The 14,961-nt window shown below is 67.4% G+C and carries 12 protein-coding genes; 6 read left to right on the forward strand and 6 right to left on the reverse strand.

Annotated elements, in window-relative coordinates; all coding sequences use genetic code 11:
* Positions 1-49: 49 nt before the first annotated feature.
* Positions 50-1,123 carry a magnesium and cobalt transport protein CorA gene (locus IU448_RS17175; RefSeq protein ID WP_280457765.1) on the reverse strand — a complete coding sequence of 358 codons (1,074 nt, stop codon included), beginning with the start codon at positions 1,121-1,123 and terminating at the stop codon, positions 50-52.
* Positions 1,124-1,186: 63 nt separating this feature from the next.
* Here IU448_RS17175 and IU448_RS17180 point away from each other — a divergent pair, with 63 nt between their 5' ends.
* The 5 genes from IU448_RS17180 (at position 1,187) to IU448_RS17200 (ending at position 7,102) form a co-directional block, all read left to right on the forward strand.
* Positions 1,187-2,041, forward strand: coding sequence for a PHP domain-containing protein (locus tag IU448_RS17180; protein ID WP_195056637.1), 855 nt, complete (start codon positions 1,187-1,189; stop codon positions 2,039-2,041).
* A complete protein-coding gene (locus IU448_RS17185; RefSeq protein ID WP_195056638.1) occupies positions 2,038-2,304 on the forward strand; it encodes a hypothetical protein in 267 nt (88 codons plus the stop codon). The genes IU448_RS17180 and IU448_RS17185 overlap by 4 nt, the downstream gene beginning before the upstream one ends.
* Positions 2,305-2,830: 526 nt before the next feature.
* The gene (locus IU448_RS17190) at positions 2,831-4,036 is read left to right on the forward strand and encodes an NAD(P)-dependent malic enzyme (protein WP_195056908.1); all 1,206 of its coding nucleotides are present in this window, start codon (positions 2,831-2,833) and stop codon (positions 4,034-4,036) included.
* A gap of 480 nt (positions 4,037-4,516) precedes the next feature.
* Positions 4,517-5,422 (forward strand): glycine betaine ABC transporter substrate-binding protein, encoded by a 906-nt coding sequence (locus IU448_RS17195; RefSeq protein WP_324188623.1) that lies wholly within the window; start codon positions 4,517-4,519, stop codon positions 5,420-5,422.
* 201 nt (positions 5,423-5,623) lie between these two features.
* The gene (locus IU448_RS17200; RefSeq protein ID WP_195056639.1) at positions 5,624-7,102 is read left to right on the forward strand and encodes a DHA2 family efflux MFS transporter permease subunit; all 1,479 of its coding nucleotides are present in this window, start codon (positions 5,624-5,626) and stop codon (positions 7,100-7,102) included.
* 80 nt (positions 7,103-7,182) lie between these two features.
* On the opposite strand, the gene IU448_RS17205 is transcribed toward IU448_RS17200, so the two are convergent.
* The 4 genes from IU448_RS17205 to IU448_RS17220 all read right to left on the reverse strand — a co-directional run bounded on the left by IU448_RS17205 (position 7,183) and on the right by IU448_RS17220 (position 12,412).
* Positions 7,183-8,976: an AMP-dependent synthetase/ligase gene (locus IU448_RS17205; RefSeq protein WP_195056910.1), complete on the reverse strand. Its 1,794-nt coding sequence runs from the start codon at positions 8,974-8,976 to the stop codon at positions 7,183-7,185.
* A gap of 120 nt (positions 8,977-9,096) precedes the next feature.
* Positions 9,097-10,020 (reverse strand): alpha/beta hydrolase, encoded by a 924-nt coding sequence (locus IU448_RS17210; protein ID WP_195056640.1) that lies wholly within the window; start codon positions 10,018-10,020, stop codon positions 9,097-9,099.
* Between the two features lie 17 nt (positions 10,021-10,037).
* Positions 10,038-10,868, reverse strand: coding sequence for an SDR family NAD(P)-dependent oxidoreductase (locus IU448_RS17215; RefSeq protein ID WP_195056641.1), 831 nt, complete (start codon positions 10,866-10,868; stop codon positions 10,038-10,040).
* Positions 10,865-12,412, reverse strand: a complete 1,548-nt coding sequence (locus tag IU448_RS17220) for a flavin-containing monooxygenase (RefSeq protein WP_195056642.1) — start codon at positions 12,410-12,412, stop codon at positions 10,865-10,867. The genes IU448_RS17215 and IU448_RS17220 overlap by 4 nt, the downstream gene beginning before the upstream one ends.
* A gap of 59 nt (positions 12,413-12,471) precedes the next feature.
* Here IU448_RS17220 and IU448_RS17225 point away from each other — a divergent pair, with 59 nt between their 5' ends.
* A complete protein-coding gene (locus IU448_RS17225; RefSeq protein WP_195056643.1) occupies positions 12,472-13,113 on the forward strand; it encodes a TetR/AcrR family transcriptional regulator in 642 nt (213 codons plus the stop codon).
* Positions 13,114-13,230: 117 nt separating this feature from the next.
* On the opposite strand, the gene IU448_RS17230 is transcribed toward IU448_RS17225, so the two are convergent.
* Complete coding sequence (locus IU448_RS17230) at positions 13,231-14,943, reverse strand: ABC transporter ATP-binding protein (RefSeq protein ID WP_195056644.1); 1,713 nt, start codon at positions 14,941-14,943, stop codon at positions 13,231-13,233.
* Positions 14,944-14,961 lie beyond the last annotated feature (18 nt).

A 14,961-nucleotide genomic window follows, 5' to 3' on the forward strand; every position in this document is an offset into this window, starting at 1 on the left:
ATTCGGTGCGATCCCGGGGGTGGGAGTTCGGGGCCGGACTGTCGGCGAATCACAGCCAGTTGTTGCGGCGGAACAGGGCCAGGAGGATGCCGCAGACGGCGAAGATGAACAGCAGTACCACCGGATAGCCCCAGGTGGTTTTCAGTTCCGGCATATGTTCGAAATTCATACCGTAGATTCCGGCGATCATGGTGGGTACGGCGGCCACCGCCACCCACGCCGATATCTTGCGCATATCCGTATTCTGCTGAACGGTGATCTTGGCCAGGGCCGCGTTGATGAGTGAACTGAGCGCATCGTCGAAATCGGTGATTCGTTCCGCGACGGTGGTGTGATGGTCGGCGACGTCACGCAGATAGCGCCGGATCTCCGCGTCCAAGGGCAGGTCGGTGTTGTGGACGAGGGTATGTAGTGGCAGCGCGAGCGGATTCACCGCGCGGCGCAGTTCCACCACTTCCCGTTTGAGTTGATAGATCGATTCCACGGTGACGGGGGAGCGCGGGGTGAAAATTTCCTCCTCCATGGCGTCGATATCGAATTCCACCGATTGCACGACATCGATATAGGAGTCGACTACATGGTCGGCTATCGCGTGCAGGACGGAGCCGGGGCCCAGGCGTAATCGCTGCGGATCCGCCTCCAGGCCGCGCCGCACGACCGCCAGCGGGGAATGTTCGCCGTGCCGGACGGCGATCACGAAATCGGGGGCCATGAATATCAGCAGCTCGCCGGTTTCCACGATTTCGCTGACACTGTGCAGTTCGTGTTCCCGGTAGGCGACGGTGCGCATGACCATCACCAATGTTTTGTCGTAGCGTTCCAGCTTCGGCCGCTGGTGTGCCTGCACCGCATCCTCGACGGCCAGCGCGTGCAGCCCGAACGTGTCGGCGACCTCCGCCATCTGGGTGGCGTCCGGGTCGTGCAGTCCGAGCCAGACGAATCCGCCGTGTGCGCGGGCCGCGGTCAACGCGCTCTGATGCGTGTGCCGTCCAGGGAGCCGCTTGCCGTCGACGTAGACCGCGCAGTCGACGACCGCGCGGGCTGTGGGGACGCGGATCAGCGGAGCCGAGCGGGAATGCCGCGACCGTCCGGGACTGTGGAACGGCAGCGGCAGCGAGGGCACCCGGCCGATGCTAGTCCGCCCGCGCGAACGGGGCCGGAAGCCCGCACTGACAGACTGGAAGGCGTGCGCATCGACCTGCATACCCACACCACCGCTTCCGACGGCACCGATACTCCGGCCGAGCTGGTGCGGAAAGCGGCCGCCGCCGGTCTCGATGTGGTCGCGATCACCGATCACGACACCACCGCCGGCTGGGCCGAGGCCGAGGCGGCGCGTCCGGCCGGGCTGTCGCTGGTCCGGGGGATGGAAATGTCGTGCGTCGGCCGCGGCGACGACAGCCGGCCGGTATCTGTCCATCTACTGGCCTACCTGTTCGACCCCGCCGACGCCGGCTTCGCGGCCGAGCGTGAGCGTTTACGCGGCGAACGCGGCCGGCGACTACGCGCCATGGCCGAGCAGATGGCCGTCGACGGGTTACCCGTGGACCCGGATGCGGTGCTCGCCTCGGCCGGTCCGGCGGCGGGCCGCCCGCATCTGGCCCGCGCCCTGGTGGCCGCCGGTGTCGTCCCCAGTGTGGAAGCCGCTTTCACACAGTTGCTGGCCGCGAACGGCCCTTACTACGTGGAGAAGGCCGATACCCCGCTGCACCGGGCGGTGGAGATGATCGCCGACGCCGGTGGGGTCAGCGTGCTCGCGCACGGCCGGGCCCGCTCCCGCGGCCGGCTGCTGGATCTCGCGGAGATCCCGGATCTCGCCGCGCTGGGACTGGGGGGTTTGGAAATCGATCACCCCGACCACAACGACCGCGACCGGACCGCGTTGCGTGAACTGGCCGGCGAGTGCGGCCTGCTGACGACCGGCTCCTCGGACTATCACGGCGCGAACAAGACCATCGAGCTGGGCGCCTGCACCACCGACCCGGCCCAATTCGAGAAGCTGGCCGGTAGAGCCACCGGTGTGCCGGTGCTCGTGTCATGAAACTCGTGCGCGCAATCAGCGGGTCCCTTGCGGCGGGCCTGGTCGTACTGGCCTGCGTGGTGGTGGGCGCGGCGATGATCGGCGCTCGTCGTGGTTTCCCGGGACCGGGCGCGGAATCGGTGGGCTGGCATATCGCGGTGGCGGCGACCGCCGTTGCGGCGCAGATCTATTCGGACCGCAAACGCGGCACTGCGACGTTCGTCGTCGCCGCGTTCGTGCTGGGCGCGGCAGCACTGCTGCTGTGGACGCAATGGTGGAACTAGCAGACCGGCCGGGTATCACGGCGCACACCGCTGCGCCGCGCAACGTTCTCACTCGGGGCTTCCCGGAGCCGGGAGTTTCCCCTTACGGGAAGGTAATGCCCGCCACCTAGGCTGAGCCCGTGGTGTCCGATACCCGATCCCCGGCGCCGGTTTGGTGTTCCGTGCCGGACCTGGCACAATGTTGCGGATTCCCGATCGTTGCCACCGCCGGGTCGGGGATATCGGGCGCCCACCGTCAACGCGACGCACCATCGCAGCCGGGCCGGACGCCAGTCGAGTTCTGCCGGACCACCCTGTCCGAAATTCCCCGGATCCACTGTTGCCTGTTCTCGGCACCGCCGCCGTTGCCGGTGCCGAGCCACACGGGCCTTCCGGGCATGGCTTCAACGGTAAACCGCCTGGTCAGAAATTTATGCTCCCCGTGCACGCGGGGATGAGACTGATATGACGCAGATAACACCGAATACCCGGCGGTAACCGTCCACCGGTTACGACCGCAACCAGCAGGAGTGAAAACGTGTCCTCTGTGACTGACGCACCGAACGCCACCGCCAGCAAAAACGAGGCCGCAGACCTCGCGGCGATCACTCACGAGGAGATCTTCGCCGGTCACCTCGGGGGCAAGCTCTCGGTTGAGCTCAGCTCTCCCCTGGAGACCCAGCGCGACCTCTCGATCGCCTATACCCCGGGGGTGGCGCAGGTGAGCCGCGCGATCGCCGAGGACGAAAAACTGGTGAAGCGCTACACCTGGACAGACCGCCTCGTGGTCGTCGTCAGCGACGGCTCCGCGGTGCTCGGCCTCGGCGATATCGGCCCGCGCGCCTCCCTGCCGGTGATGGAAGGGAAATCGGCGCTGTTCAAGAAGTTCGCCGGGCTCGATTCCATCCCGATCGTGCTCGATACCAAGGATGTCGACGAAATCGTCGAAACCCTGGTGCGCCTGCGGCCCAGCTTCGGCGCCGTGAACCTGGAAGACATCTCCGCGCCGCGCTGCTTCGAAATCGAGAAGCGGGTCGTCGAAGCGCTGGACTGCCCCGTGATGCACGACGACCAGCACGGCACCGCCATCGTGGTGCTGGCGGCGCTGAACGGTGCGGCCAGGGTGCAGGGCCGGCCGACCGCGGACCTGAAGGTCGTCGTCTCCGGCGCCGGCGCCGCGGGGGTCGCGTGCACGAATATCCTGCTCGCCGCAGGTATCCCGGATGTGACGGTGCTGGACTCCAAGGGCATCGTCGGCCGCGACCGCGCCGATCTCAACGCGGTGAAGACCGATCTGGCCCAGCGCACCAACCCGCGCGGCCTCACCGGCTCCGCGGCGGACGCGCTCGCCGGCGCCGATGTGTTCCTGGGCCTGTCCGCGGGCACCGTCGCCGAAGAGCTCATCGCCTCGATGGCACCGGAATCGATCGTTTTCGCCATGTCCAACCCGGATCCGGAAATCCACCCGGACGTGGCCCGCAAATACGCGGGAATCGTTGCCACCGGCCGCAGCGATTTCCCGAACCAGATCAACAATGTGCTGGCCTTCCCCGGTGTGTTCAAGGGTGCTCTCGACGCCGGCGCCCGGCGGATCACCGAAGGCATGAAGATCGCCGCCGCGAACGCGATCCTCGGCGTGGTCGCCGACGAACTCGCGGTCGACAAGATCGTGCCCAGCCCCCTCGACCCCCGGGTCGCCCCGGCAGTCGCCGACGCGGTCGCCGCCGCCGCCCGCGCGGAAGGCGTCGCCTGATAGATCGTTCCGCCTTACCCGGGCGGTAACCCAGCTGCAGCACCCGGTCGTCACCAATGACCGGGTGCTGCAGTGTTCGGCGCCGCCTGCGGCGGCGCGGTTTTCGGCCCCCTAGGTCCCTCCTGACAGCAGGGACGGGCCGAAACCTTTCAGGGCCTCGTAAGACTCGGCGCCGCCGTTGGCTGCGCTGGGGCTTCGTGCTGAAGTCTTACAGGGCCTTTTTGGGCTCGGCTGATATCCGGTGTCGGCGGACTCGAGGTGATGGACCCGCTGCGAAACCCTCGGTGGCGGCCACGACCAGGTAGGCGAAGGTGCTCACTCGATTATTCCGCGAAGGGTCCCGGCCGGACTTTGTGCCTCCTGTGGTGTCGTGGGCCGGGGACGCTGTGGGGTGAGAGTCGCGTGGGGTGTGGGCGGCGGTAGATTCGGGGGCTGTCGGGGCGCCCGGATCGGGTGCGGCGGGCTGGTTACGGGAAGTGGGTGTCGCGCGCGATGGTGCTGGCCGCGTCGGTGCGTGTCGTGGGGCGGATGCTGGTGCCGGCGCTTGCCGTGCTGGCTGTTTCCTGCGGATCCGGGGAGGCGGTCGATCCGCTGGTGGTGGGGGCGCAGCAGCCGGCGCAGTCGCGGGTGCTGGCCGAGATCTACGCGCAGGCGCTGGCGCGGACGGGGACGGCGGTCCGGGTGGAGCCGGGGCTGGGGGATCGGCGCGAGGTGCTGGACGCATTGGCGGCGGGGACCGTCACGGTGGCGCCCGACCACAACGGCGCGTTGCTCGCCGACCTGAATGCCGGGGCGGATGCCGAGACGGTGGAGGTGGTGACCGAGGAACTGAACGGTTCACTGCCGCAGGACACCGTCACCTCCGATCCCGCCGACGGCACCGATTTCGAGCCCCGGGTGCTGGTCACTACCGCCACCGCCGAACAGCGCGGTTTCGGCTCGGTCGGCGATCTCGTGAAGCAGTGTTCCGGGCTGACCGCGGGGACGGCTGCGGTGCCGGGCCTGCTGGACCTTCCCGCGGTCGCGGCGCGGATCTCGGGGTGCGAATTCACCGCGATCCAGCAGTTCGCCGATCCCGCCGAACTCCGGCACGCCCTGGTCGACGGCCGGATCCAGGTGGCCGTGCTGGGGGGTCCGGTCGAATTCCTGCCCGGTGGTACGGACGGCCTGACCGTGTTGGCCGATTCCGGGGACGCGATCCGCGCGCAGAACCCGGTCGCCGTCCTCCGTAGAGGTGTGCTGGACGAGCGGCAGGCCGAGAAATTGAACTATGTGGCGGGTGAACTGACCACCGGCGAACTCGCCGCGCTGGTGCTGCGCGTCCGGGACGAGGGCGCCGACCCGGCGGACCTGGCACGATCCTGGCTGGACGCGCACGGTCTGTAGCCCGGGTTACGATCGGTCCGAAATGCCCGGAATGTTGGCGCGGCCCGCGATGTCGTACCTGTAGTCCGCAGTGACCACGGATCGTAGGCCGTTGCTGCTCGCCCCTGCCCGGGGTCGGCCGGTAGCGGGCCGGTGGTGCGGGGCACCGCAGCGGATCCATGGGCCGGCGCATCCCGCGCCGCCGGGACAGGAATGGAATCTATGCCCTCTCAACGTAATCCATGGCTGGCCTTGGGGGCCCTGGTTGTCGGATTCTTCATGATCCTGCTCGATGTGACCATCGTGGCGGTCGCGAACCCGGCGATCATGACCGATCTGCACGCCGATATCTCCAAGGTCATCTGGGTGACGAGCGCCTATCTGCTCACCTATGCGGTGCCGCTGCTCATCACGGGCCGGCTCGGGGACAGATTCGGTCCGAAGAACATCTATCTGATCGGCCTGACGGTGTTCACCCTCGCTTCGCTGTGGTGCGGGCTGTCCGGCGATATCGAAACCCTGATCGCGGCCCGCGCGGTACAGGGTCTGGGCGCCGCGCTGATGACACCGCAGACGATGGCGGTGATCACCCGGACGTTCCCGCCGGACGGCCGCGGCGCCGCGATGGGTCTGTGGGGGGCCGTCGCCGGTCTGGCGACCCTGATCGGCCCGATTCTGGGCGGAGTGCTGGTCGACGGGCTCGGCTGGGAATGGATTTTCATCGTCAACGTTCCGGTCGGGATCGTCGCTTTCGCGCTCGCCGTCTGGCTGGTGCCGTCCCTGCCGACCCATGAGCACAAGTTCGACCTGCTGGGGGTCGTGCTGAGCGCGGCCGGCATGTTCCTGCTGGTGTTCGGCATCCAGGAGGGAAACACCAACGACTGGTCGGCGGCCATTTGGGTGATGATCGTCGCGGGCTTGGTGGTGCTGGCCGTTTTCGTGGCGACCCAGGCCCGCGGGGCCGGGGAACCGCTGCTGCCGCTGAGCCTGTTCCGGGATCGCAATTTCTCGCTGTCGAATCTGGGTATCGCCAGTATGGGTGCCGCGACCACGGCCGTCATGGTGCCGATCTACTTCTATCTGCAGGCCGTGCACGGTATGACACCGACCGGTTCCGCGCTGGTTCTCGCCCCCATGGCGATCATCTCCGGTATTGCGGCGCCGGTGGTGGGCAAATTGTCCGGCCGCTGGCATCCCCGCCTCATCCCGACCGCGGGTTTCCTGTTGTTCTCGATCGCCATCGCCTGGCTGGCACTGGTGATGCGGAATCCGGACGCGAATATCACCTGGATGGTGCTCGCGGGTGCGGTCGCGGGTCTGTCCAATTCGTTCATCTGGGCGCCGCTGGCCACCACCGCCACCCACAACCTGCCGATCCATCAGGCCGGGGCCGGTGCCGGGGTCTACAACACCACCCGCCAGGTGGGGGCGGTACTCGGCAGTGCCGCGATCAGCGCCCTGGTGGCGTCGCGGATGAGCGCCCAGGGGCTGGGTGGGGCTCCGGCCGGTGAAGGGATGGGCACGGGCCAGGTTCCCGAGGCCGTCCAGCAGCCGTTCAGTACCGCGTTGAGCGAGGCGGCGTTCCTGCCCGCGGTATTGCTCCTGATCGGGGTGGTGGCATCCGCACTGTTCATCCGCAACCCGGTCGCCCGTCCCGCCGGGCCCGCGGAGAGCCCGAAGGCGGATTCCCTGACTCGCTGAGGAAAGGGCACGGGCCGTCCGTACACGCGAGCACGGCCCCGGTGGGCTTTCGCCTACCGGGGCCGCACTGTGCCGATCGGCTAGCTGTAGATCTTCTCGACTTCGTCGGCGTACTGCTTCATCACCACCGAGCGCTTCAGCGACATCTTCGGGGTGAGCTCACCGGTTTCCTGGGTCCAGTCCACCGTGAGGATATTGATCTTCTTGATCTGCTCGGCCTTGGAGACCTTCTTGTTGGTCTCGGCGACCGCGGTCTCCACCTCGGTGATCAGCATCGGGTTGTTGACCAGCTGCGCGATATCGACATCGGCGGCGACGTTGTTGCGGTCCTTCCAGCCCGGCAGTGCCTCCGGGTCCAGGGTGATCAGTGCGCCGACGAACGGTTTACCGTCGCCGACCACCATCACCTGGCTGATCAGCGGATGGGCGCGCAGCGAATCCTCGAGGACGGCGGGGGAGACGTTCTTCCCGCCGGCGGTGACGATGATTTCCTTCTTGCGGCCGGTGATGGTGACGAAACCATCCGCGTCGATGGCGCCGAGGTCGCCGGTCTTGAACCAGCCGTCTTCGAACGCGTCGGCGGTGGCCTCGTCGTTGCCCCAGTAGCCGTCGAACACCACGGAGCCGCGCAGCAGCAGTTCACCGTCCTCGGCGATCTTTGCGGCATGGCCCTCGATCGGCCGGCCGACCGTGCCCACGCGAATATGCTCCGGGGTGTTCACCGTGATGGCGGCCGTGGTCTCGGTGAGGCCGTAACCCTCGTAGATGGTGACGCCGATACCGCGGAAGAAATGGCCCAGCCGGGCGCCCAGCGGCCCGCCGCCGGATACCGCCGCCTGACAGTTACCGCCCAGCGCGGCCCGCAGCTTGCCGTAGACGAGCTTGTCGAACAGGGCGCGCGCGGCCCGCAGCGGCAGGTTCGGTGTGCCCTTCTCGAGCGCCTCGCTGTAGGCGATCGCGGTGGCCGCGGCGGCGTCGAAGATCTTGCCTTTGCCCTCGTCGTGCGCCTTCTGCTTGGCCGCGTTGTAGACCTTCTCGAAGACTCGCGGTACCGACAGGACGAAGTCGGGCCGGTGTTCGGCGAACTGCGCGACCAGTGTGCTCCAGTCGGAGGTGTGCGCGACGGTGACCTGGGCGTCGAAGGCGGCGATTCCGACGGCGCGGGCGAAAACATGCGCCAGCGGCAGGAACATCAGCGTCTTCTTACCGGGCGAGAGGAAGGAGGCCAGCGCGATCCGGTCGGACCGGGATTCGGCCCACAGGTTGGCGTGGGTCAGCATGACGCCCTTGGGCCGGCCGGTGGTGCCCGAAGTGTAGATCAGCGTCGCCGGGGAGGCGGCGTTCACCTGGGCGCGGCGGTCGTGCACGGCTCGGTCGTCGAGTTCGGCGCCGCGTTCGATGAGGGTGTCCACCGCGCCCGAGTCGATCAGCAGGGTTTCGCGCAACTGCGGCAGTTCGGCCGGGTCGATCTCGGCGATCACGCCGTGGTGCCGGTCGTTCTCCACGATCAGCAGCGAGGTGGCCGAATCCTGCAGGATCCAGCGGGCCTGCTCGGCCGAGGAACTGTCGTAGATGGCGACGGTGCAGCCACCGGCCGCCCAGACGGCGTAGTCGAGCAGGGTCCATTCGTAGCGGGTGGCGGCCATGATGGCGACCCGATCGCCCAGTTCGACACCGGAGGCGATCAGCCCCTTGGCGACATCGGTGACCGCTTTCGCGAACTCCGCCGCCCGCACATCACGCCAGCCGCCCCGGCCGTCGGGGACGTTGAACATGACCGCGGCGGGGGATTCCTCCGCGTGCCGGAACACGGCATCGGAGTTGTTCGCGTCCTCCGGGATGGTGTAGGAAGCCGGGGCTTCGAACTCGCGCATCATTGCCTTTCCTAAGTGCCTACTGGTCGGTAATTTACGCCACCGGCACCGTCCGGTGGCGAGCCACCCGTGAATGCGCAGAGTTCACGTCATGGCCGGGGCTCACGAGTCCTGATCACTTCATCCTATGTCGCTCACCGGTTGCTGATCCACGGCGTGCCGCAGAAAGGCGGCCATTTCGCCCAGTACGGTGGCCGCGGGGCCGACCAGGGCGGCCTGTAACTGGGCCACATGCCAGAGCCCGCGGCTCTCGGTGAACTCGACGCTGACCCCGGCCGCTCGCAGGGCGGCAGCGAGGTCGACACACTGCGGGTGCAGCAGTTCGTCGATATCGACCTGGACATACACCGGGGGGAGCCCGGCCAGGACACCGTGCATCGGAGCGTAGCCCGGATCGTCGCAATCGCCGCCACCCAGATAGGCCGCGGCGCACGCCCGCGACCAGGGGCCGTTGACCACGAGGTCGCGGGGGCGTTCGGAGAGCTGATTGGGATCCACCCAGGGGGCGATCAGGCCGAGCGCGGCGGGGACATGCCCGTGCCGGGCGATGAGCCGCTGGGCCAGCGCCAGGGAGAGGCCCCCGCCCGCCGAATCGCCGGCGATCGCGATCCGGTCGGGCCGGTAGCCGTATTCGGCGACGAGTTCGAGATAGGCGGCCTCGGCATCGTCGAGCGCCGCGGGATAGGGGTGCTCGGGTGCCAGCCGGTAGTCGATCGCGTAGACGGGCAGCCCGGTCGCGGCGGCGAGCCGGCCGTTGAGCGAGCGGTGGGTGGCCAGGGAGCCGACGGTATAACCGCCGCCGTGCAGGTAGAGCACGGCGGCGGGATCGGTGGCCGCGGGAGTGTGCGGGGCGAGCCGTTCGGCCGGGCGCTTGCCCAGCCGCAACTTCTCCACTCGCACACCGGCAGGTACCGGCTGCAGGATCGAGGCGGCGTCGATCAGTGCCCGCTGTATCCGGAACGGCAGCCGGTGGTCGAACGACAGCCGGTACAGCGGGCCCATGAACGCTCGGACCAACGGCAGCGGGAGCGCGATATCTCGCATAGCGGTCTTTCTCCCGGTCAGGGTAGGAATCGGCGTTCGACGGCCACCGCGATGCGCTGGTAGCCGGAGGCGGCCGTGCGGACGAACAGATCCAGCAGTTTGGCCTCCCAGCCGATCAGCACCCGGCCGCGGCCCTTGCGCACACCGTCGACGATGGTTTCCGCCGCCATTTCCGGGCTGTGGATGGCGAGGTACTTGTCGAATTTCGCGCTGGTGTCCGCGCCGTCGATATCCTCGCTGTAGGTGGCATTGCGGGCGACCGCGGTCTTGATCCCCCCGGGATGCACGCAGGTGACCTGGACCGGCGCCTTCTCCACCAGCATTTCCTGGCGCAGTGCCTCGGTGAAGCCGCGGACCGCGAATTTGGCCGAGTTGTAGGCCGCCTGGCCGGGCACGGCGATCAGGCCGAACAGGCTGGAAATGTTCACCACATGCCCGTCACCGGATTCCAGGAGGTAGGGCAGGAACGCCTTGGTCCCGTTCACCACACCCCAGAAATCGACGTCCATGATGCGTTCGATGTCTTTGAAATCGGTTTTCACGATATCGCCGTGGTGGGCGATACCGGCGTTGTTGTAGATCTGGTGCACTACACCGAAATGCTGTTTCACCGCATCGGCGTACAGCAGTACGGCCTCGCGCTCGGCGACGTTCAGGCGATCCGATTTCACCTCGGCGCCCAGCTGTTCACAGCGGCGCACGGTTTCGGCCAGGCCCTCGGTATCGATATCGGACAGCGCCAGCTTCGCACCGCGGCGCGCCAGGTTCACGGCCAGGGCCCGGCCGATACCGGACCCGGCACCGGTGATGACGCAGACCTTGTTGCGGAAATAAGCCTCGTTGGTCACTGTGCAGTCACTACTTTCAGATCGGGACGGGCGGGGGCGTCGGCAGCCGTGGTCGTATCGTAGGCCGCGATATCGAATTTCCTTGTGATACGCCGGAATTCGAAGGTGAAGTCCGGCCACAACGTGGTGTTGTTGCCGTGTTTGTCCAGGTACCAGCTGGCGCAGCCGCCGGTATTCCAGACGCTTTTGGCGAGTTTGCGTTGCAGGTCGGCGTTGAACGCGTCCTGGGCGCCGCGGCGGACCTCGACGGTGCGCAGGTTCCGGTTCTCGAAGGTCGCCAGGGCGTCGGCGATGTAGTTGATCTGCGATTCGATCATGTACACCATCGAAGTGTGGCCGAGCCCGACATTCGGGCCGAGCAGGAAGAACATATTCGGGTAGTTGGCGATCGCCGACCCCTTGTAGCCCTGCTGGCCGATTTCGTCGAAGACTTCCGAGAGGCTGCGGCCGTCGCGGCCGAAAATGGTCTGGTACGTGGGCGAATCGGTGACATGGAAGCCGGTGGCGACCACGATCGCGTCGACCTCGCGCTCGGTACCGTCCTGAGTGACGATCGAGTTCGCGCGAATCTCGGCGATTCCATCGGTGACCACGTCGACATTGTCGCGATCCAGCGCCGGGTAGTACTCGTTGGAGATCAGCATGCGTTTGCAGCCGATCCGGAAGTTCGGGGTGACCTTCTTGCGCAGCTCCGGGTCGCGGATCTCGAACTGCAGCTTGGCCTTGGCCAGCGCTTCGAAACCGCGCATCAGCGCCGGGAACTTCGCCAGGCCCACCACCTGGGTTTCGCGGGCCGCGTAGATACCCGCGCGGGATAGTCGTTGCACACCGGGAATGTGTTTGAAGGCGAGCCGCTCGGGCAGCGTGTAGGGCCGGTCGAGGCGCGGCAGCAGCCACGGGGCGGTGCGCTGGTAGACGTCGAGGTGGGAGACTTTCCCGGCGATGGCGGGGACGATCTGGATGGCCGAGGCGCCGGTGCCGATCACCGCGACCCGTTTGCCGGCGAGGTCGGAATCGTGGTTCCACCGGGCCGAGTGGAAGATCTCGCCGGAGAAGTCGTTGATGCCCTTGATATCGGGCAGGTTGGGTTCACAGAGCGCGCCGACCGCGGAGACCAGTGTGTCGGCGGTGAAATCGCCCTTGCTGGAGGTGATCTCCCAGCGGGCGGTGTCGCTGTTCCAGCGGGCGCTGGTGACATCGCAGTCGAAGACGTGCTTATCGCGCACGTTGTACTTTTCGGCGACGCCCTGGATGTAGGACTGGATCTCGCCCTGCCGGGAGAACGAGCGCGACCAGTCGGGGTTCAGCGCGAAGGAATAGGAGTACAGGTGCGACGGCACATCGCAGGCTGCGCCCGGATAGGTGTTGTCCCGCCAGGTGCCGCCGACATCGCTGCCGCGTTCCAACACCAGGAAATCGTCCCGGCCCTGCTGGGTCAGCCGGATGGCGAGGCCGAGGCCGGCGAAACCGCTGCCGATGATGATCGTCCGCAGGTGGCGGACCGTCCGGTTGGCGACAGCTTTGTCTGTAACCTTGCGACTCATTCAATCAGACTAAAGCTCTATTGAGCCGGAGTCAACAGTATTGAGCAGCGTTCAGTAGGATGGACGGAGTGAGTATCAGCCAGGGAGAAACCGCCAAACGCGTCCGCCTGAGCCCGGACGAGCGGCGGACACAGCTGATCACGCTCGGGGTGAAAATGCTCGGCGAACGGGCCATCGAAGATATCTCGGTCAGTGAAATAGCAGCTCAGGCCGGAATATCCCGCGGGCTGCTGTTCCACTATTTCCCCACCAAACAGGATTTCCAGCTCGAGGTCGTCCGGCACGCGAACGCGGAACTCCTGGTTCGGGTCGCGCCCGACCCCGGACTCGGGTTGTTCGAGATGCTGCGCGATTCGGTGGGCCGCTATATCGACTATGTGAGCGAGAACCGCACCTCGTACCTGGCGCTGCTGCGCGGCCCCACCAGCTCCGATCCCGCCCTGGCGGATATGGTCGCGCAAACCCGGCGCGCGATCGTCGACATCATTCTCGCCGAGGTACCGCTGTCCGAGCAGGAGCGCGAGGACCCCCGCCTGCTGCTGTCGGTCCGGGGCTGGGTCGCGTTCACGGAGGAAACCACACTGTCCTGGCTGAGCGAGGAAACCATTACGCGAGACGCGCTGATCGACCTGCTGGTGGAATCGCTGCTCGCGCTGTCGACCGCGGTGAACCCGGCCCTCGCCGCCGCCCTCCGGTCCTGAACAGCCGACCGTGGTGCCCGGCGGGTATGTGAATGGCGAACGTTTGCCACGCTCGCGCCGCATCGGACGGCGCGCGCGGGGGAGGTCACCGGCCGACCGGTGACCTCCCCCGTCCCGTCACCTGCGGGCCGGTGCCATCGCTATGGCCCAGAAATCCGCGTACCGGCCACCCCGGCGCAGCAGTTCGTCATGGCTGCCCTCCTCGACGATGCGGCCGCGATCGAGGAACACGACGCGGTCCGCGCGCTGCACTGTATGCAACCGATGCGCGACCACAACCACGGTCCGGCCCGCCGTGAGTCGTTCGATGCCCGCGTGGACCGCGGCCTCGTTCACCGGATCCAACGCCGAACTCACCTCGTCGAGCAGCACGATCGGCGCGTCCTCGAGCAGCGCCCGGGCGATCGAAACCCGCTGGCGTTCACCGCCGGACAACAGGGCGCCGCCCTCGCCTACGTTCGTGTTCCAGCCGCCGGGGAGCCGGTCGATCACCTCGTCGAGCCGGGCCGCGGCCGCCGCCGCCCGGACCTGTGCGTCCGTGGCATCCGGTCGGCCGAGCCGGACATTGTCCGCGATCGTGCCGTCGAAGAGGTACACATGCTGGAACACGATGGAAATCTGCGACATCAGATACTCGGTATCGATCGCGCGGATATCCACGCCGCCCATCCGTACCGTCCCTGCGTCCACGTCATAGAACCGTGCGATCAATTGCAGCAGGGTGCTCTTGCCCGCACCGGAGGGACCGACGACCGCGAGCCGCTGTCCCTGTGGCACCGACAGTGAGAGGTCGTCGACTACCTGGCGATCGTCATGGGCGAAGGACACCGATTCGAATACGAGATCGTGGCGCACCGGCCGGACCGGGGCGGCCGGCTCCGGCAGCGGTGGCGTGCGCAGCAGCGCGTCGAGCCGGGTCAGCTCGGCCCGTGCTGCCCGCAACTGGCCGCCGAGTTCGGCGAGAGACAGCAGTGGTTCGGCGCATCGCGCCGCCAGTATCAGCACCGCGAGCAGTTCCGCCGCGCCGATATCGCCGCCCAGCGCGAGATACGCGCCCAGGGCAAGTAGTGCGGTGAAGGTTGTCTGCACGACGAGCGTCAGGCCCACCACCCCGGTCAGTGCGGACAGGGTACTGCGCCGGGCCGCGCGCTCCACCCCGTGTAATGCGTCGTCGAGTATCCGGAACCGTTCGGTGGTCCGGCCCCCGGCCCGCAGCACGGGCTGCGCCTGGAGATATTCGACGACGCGCCCGGCGGCTTCCTGATCGCGGGCGTGCCGTTCGGCATCACCGGCGGCCATGGCCCGGCCGGACCGGATCTGGACCAGTACCACGACCGGCACGGCGGCCAGTGCGGCCAGGCCCAGGCGCCAGTCGAAGACGAGCATGACACCGACGATCGTCAGCGGTGTGACGGCGGCCGAGGTGAGCGGGGCGAGCTGATGGGCGATCACGCTCATCGCCTGCAGCACCCCACGGCCGGCCAATACCGAGACCTCGCCGATCCGGTCGGCGGTGTACCAGCCGATGGGCAACCGGGCGAGCTGGTCACCGAGCCGGTGGTACACGCCGCGTAACAGCGTGGTTCCGGCACGGAAACCGGACAGATCGCTGACATAGCGCAGCAGCGCGTACGCCGCGACGGCCACCGCGAAGCCGATCAGCGGCGTTCGCGCGGCGGCGGGCTCGTCGCCGAACACCGTGCGCAATACCGGAACCAGCAGCGCGTAGGACAGTCCTTCCGCGATTGCGGTGATCGTCATCAGGGCAATGGTGCGGCGCACCGGCCGGGCGTAGGAATGCCCCAGCACCCGTAACAGTATGCGGATCATCTGATTTCGTGGCGCGGA

It is taken from the genome of Nocardia flavorosea, assembly GCF_015477805.1.
Taxonomy (GTDB): Bacteria; Actinomycetota; Actinomycetes; order Mycobacteriales; family Mycobacteriaceae; genus Nocardia; species Nocardia flavorosea_A.

Coding starts and splice junctions, on each gene's coding strand:
- IU448_RS17225 (WP_195056643.1), top strand. CDS start 12,472: ATGGACGGAGTGAGTATCAGCCAGGGAGAAACCGCCAAACGCGTCCGC.
- IU448_RS17220 (WP_195056642.1), bottom strand. CDS start 12,412: ATGAGTCGCAAGGTTACAGACAAAGCTGTCGCCAACCGGACGGTCCGC.
- IU448_RS17210 (WP_195056640.1), bottom strand. CDS start 10,020: ATGCGAGATATCGCGCTCCCGCTGCCGTTGGTCCGAGCGTTCATGGGC.
- IU448_RS17205 (WP_195056910.1), bottom strand. CDS start 8,976: ATGCGCGAGTTCGAAGCCCCGGCTTCCTACACCATCCCGGAGGACGCG.
- IU448_RS17200 (WP_195056639.1), top strand. CDS start 5,624: ATGCCCTCTCAACGTAATCCATGGCTGGCCTTGGGGGCCCTGGTTGTC.
- IU448_RS17230 (WP_195056644.1), bottom strand. CDS start 14,943: ATGATCCGCATACTGTTACGGGTGCTGGGGCATTCCTACGCCCGGCCG.
- IU448_RS17185 (WP_195056638.1), top strand. CDS start 2,038: ATGAAACTCGTGCGCGCAATCAGCGGGTCCCTTGCGGCGGGCCTGGTC.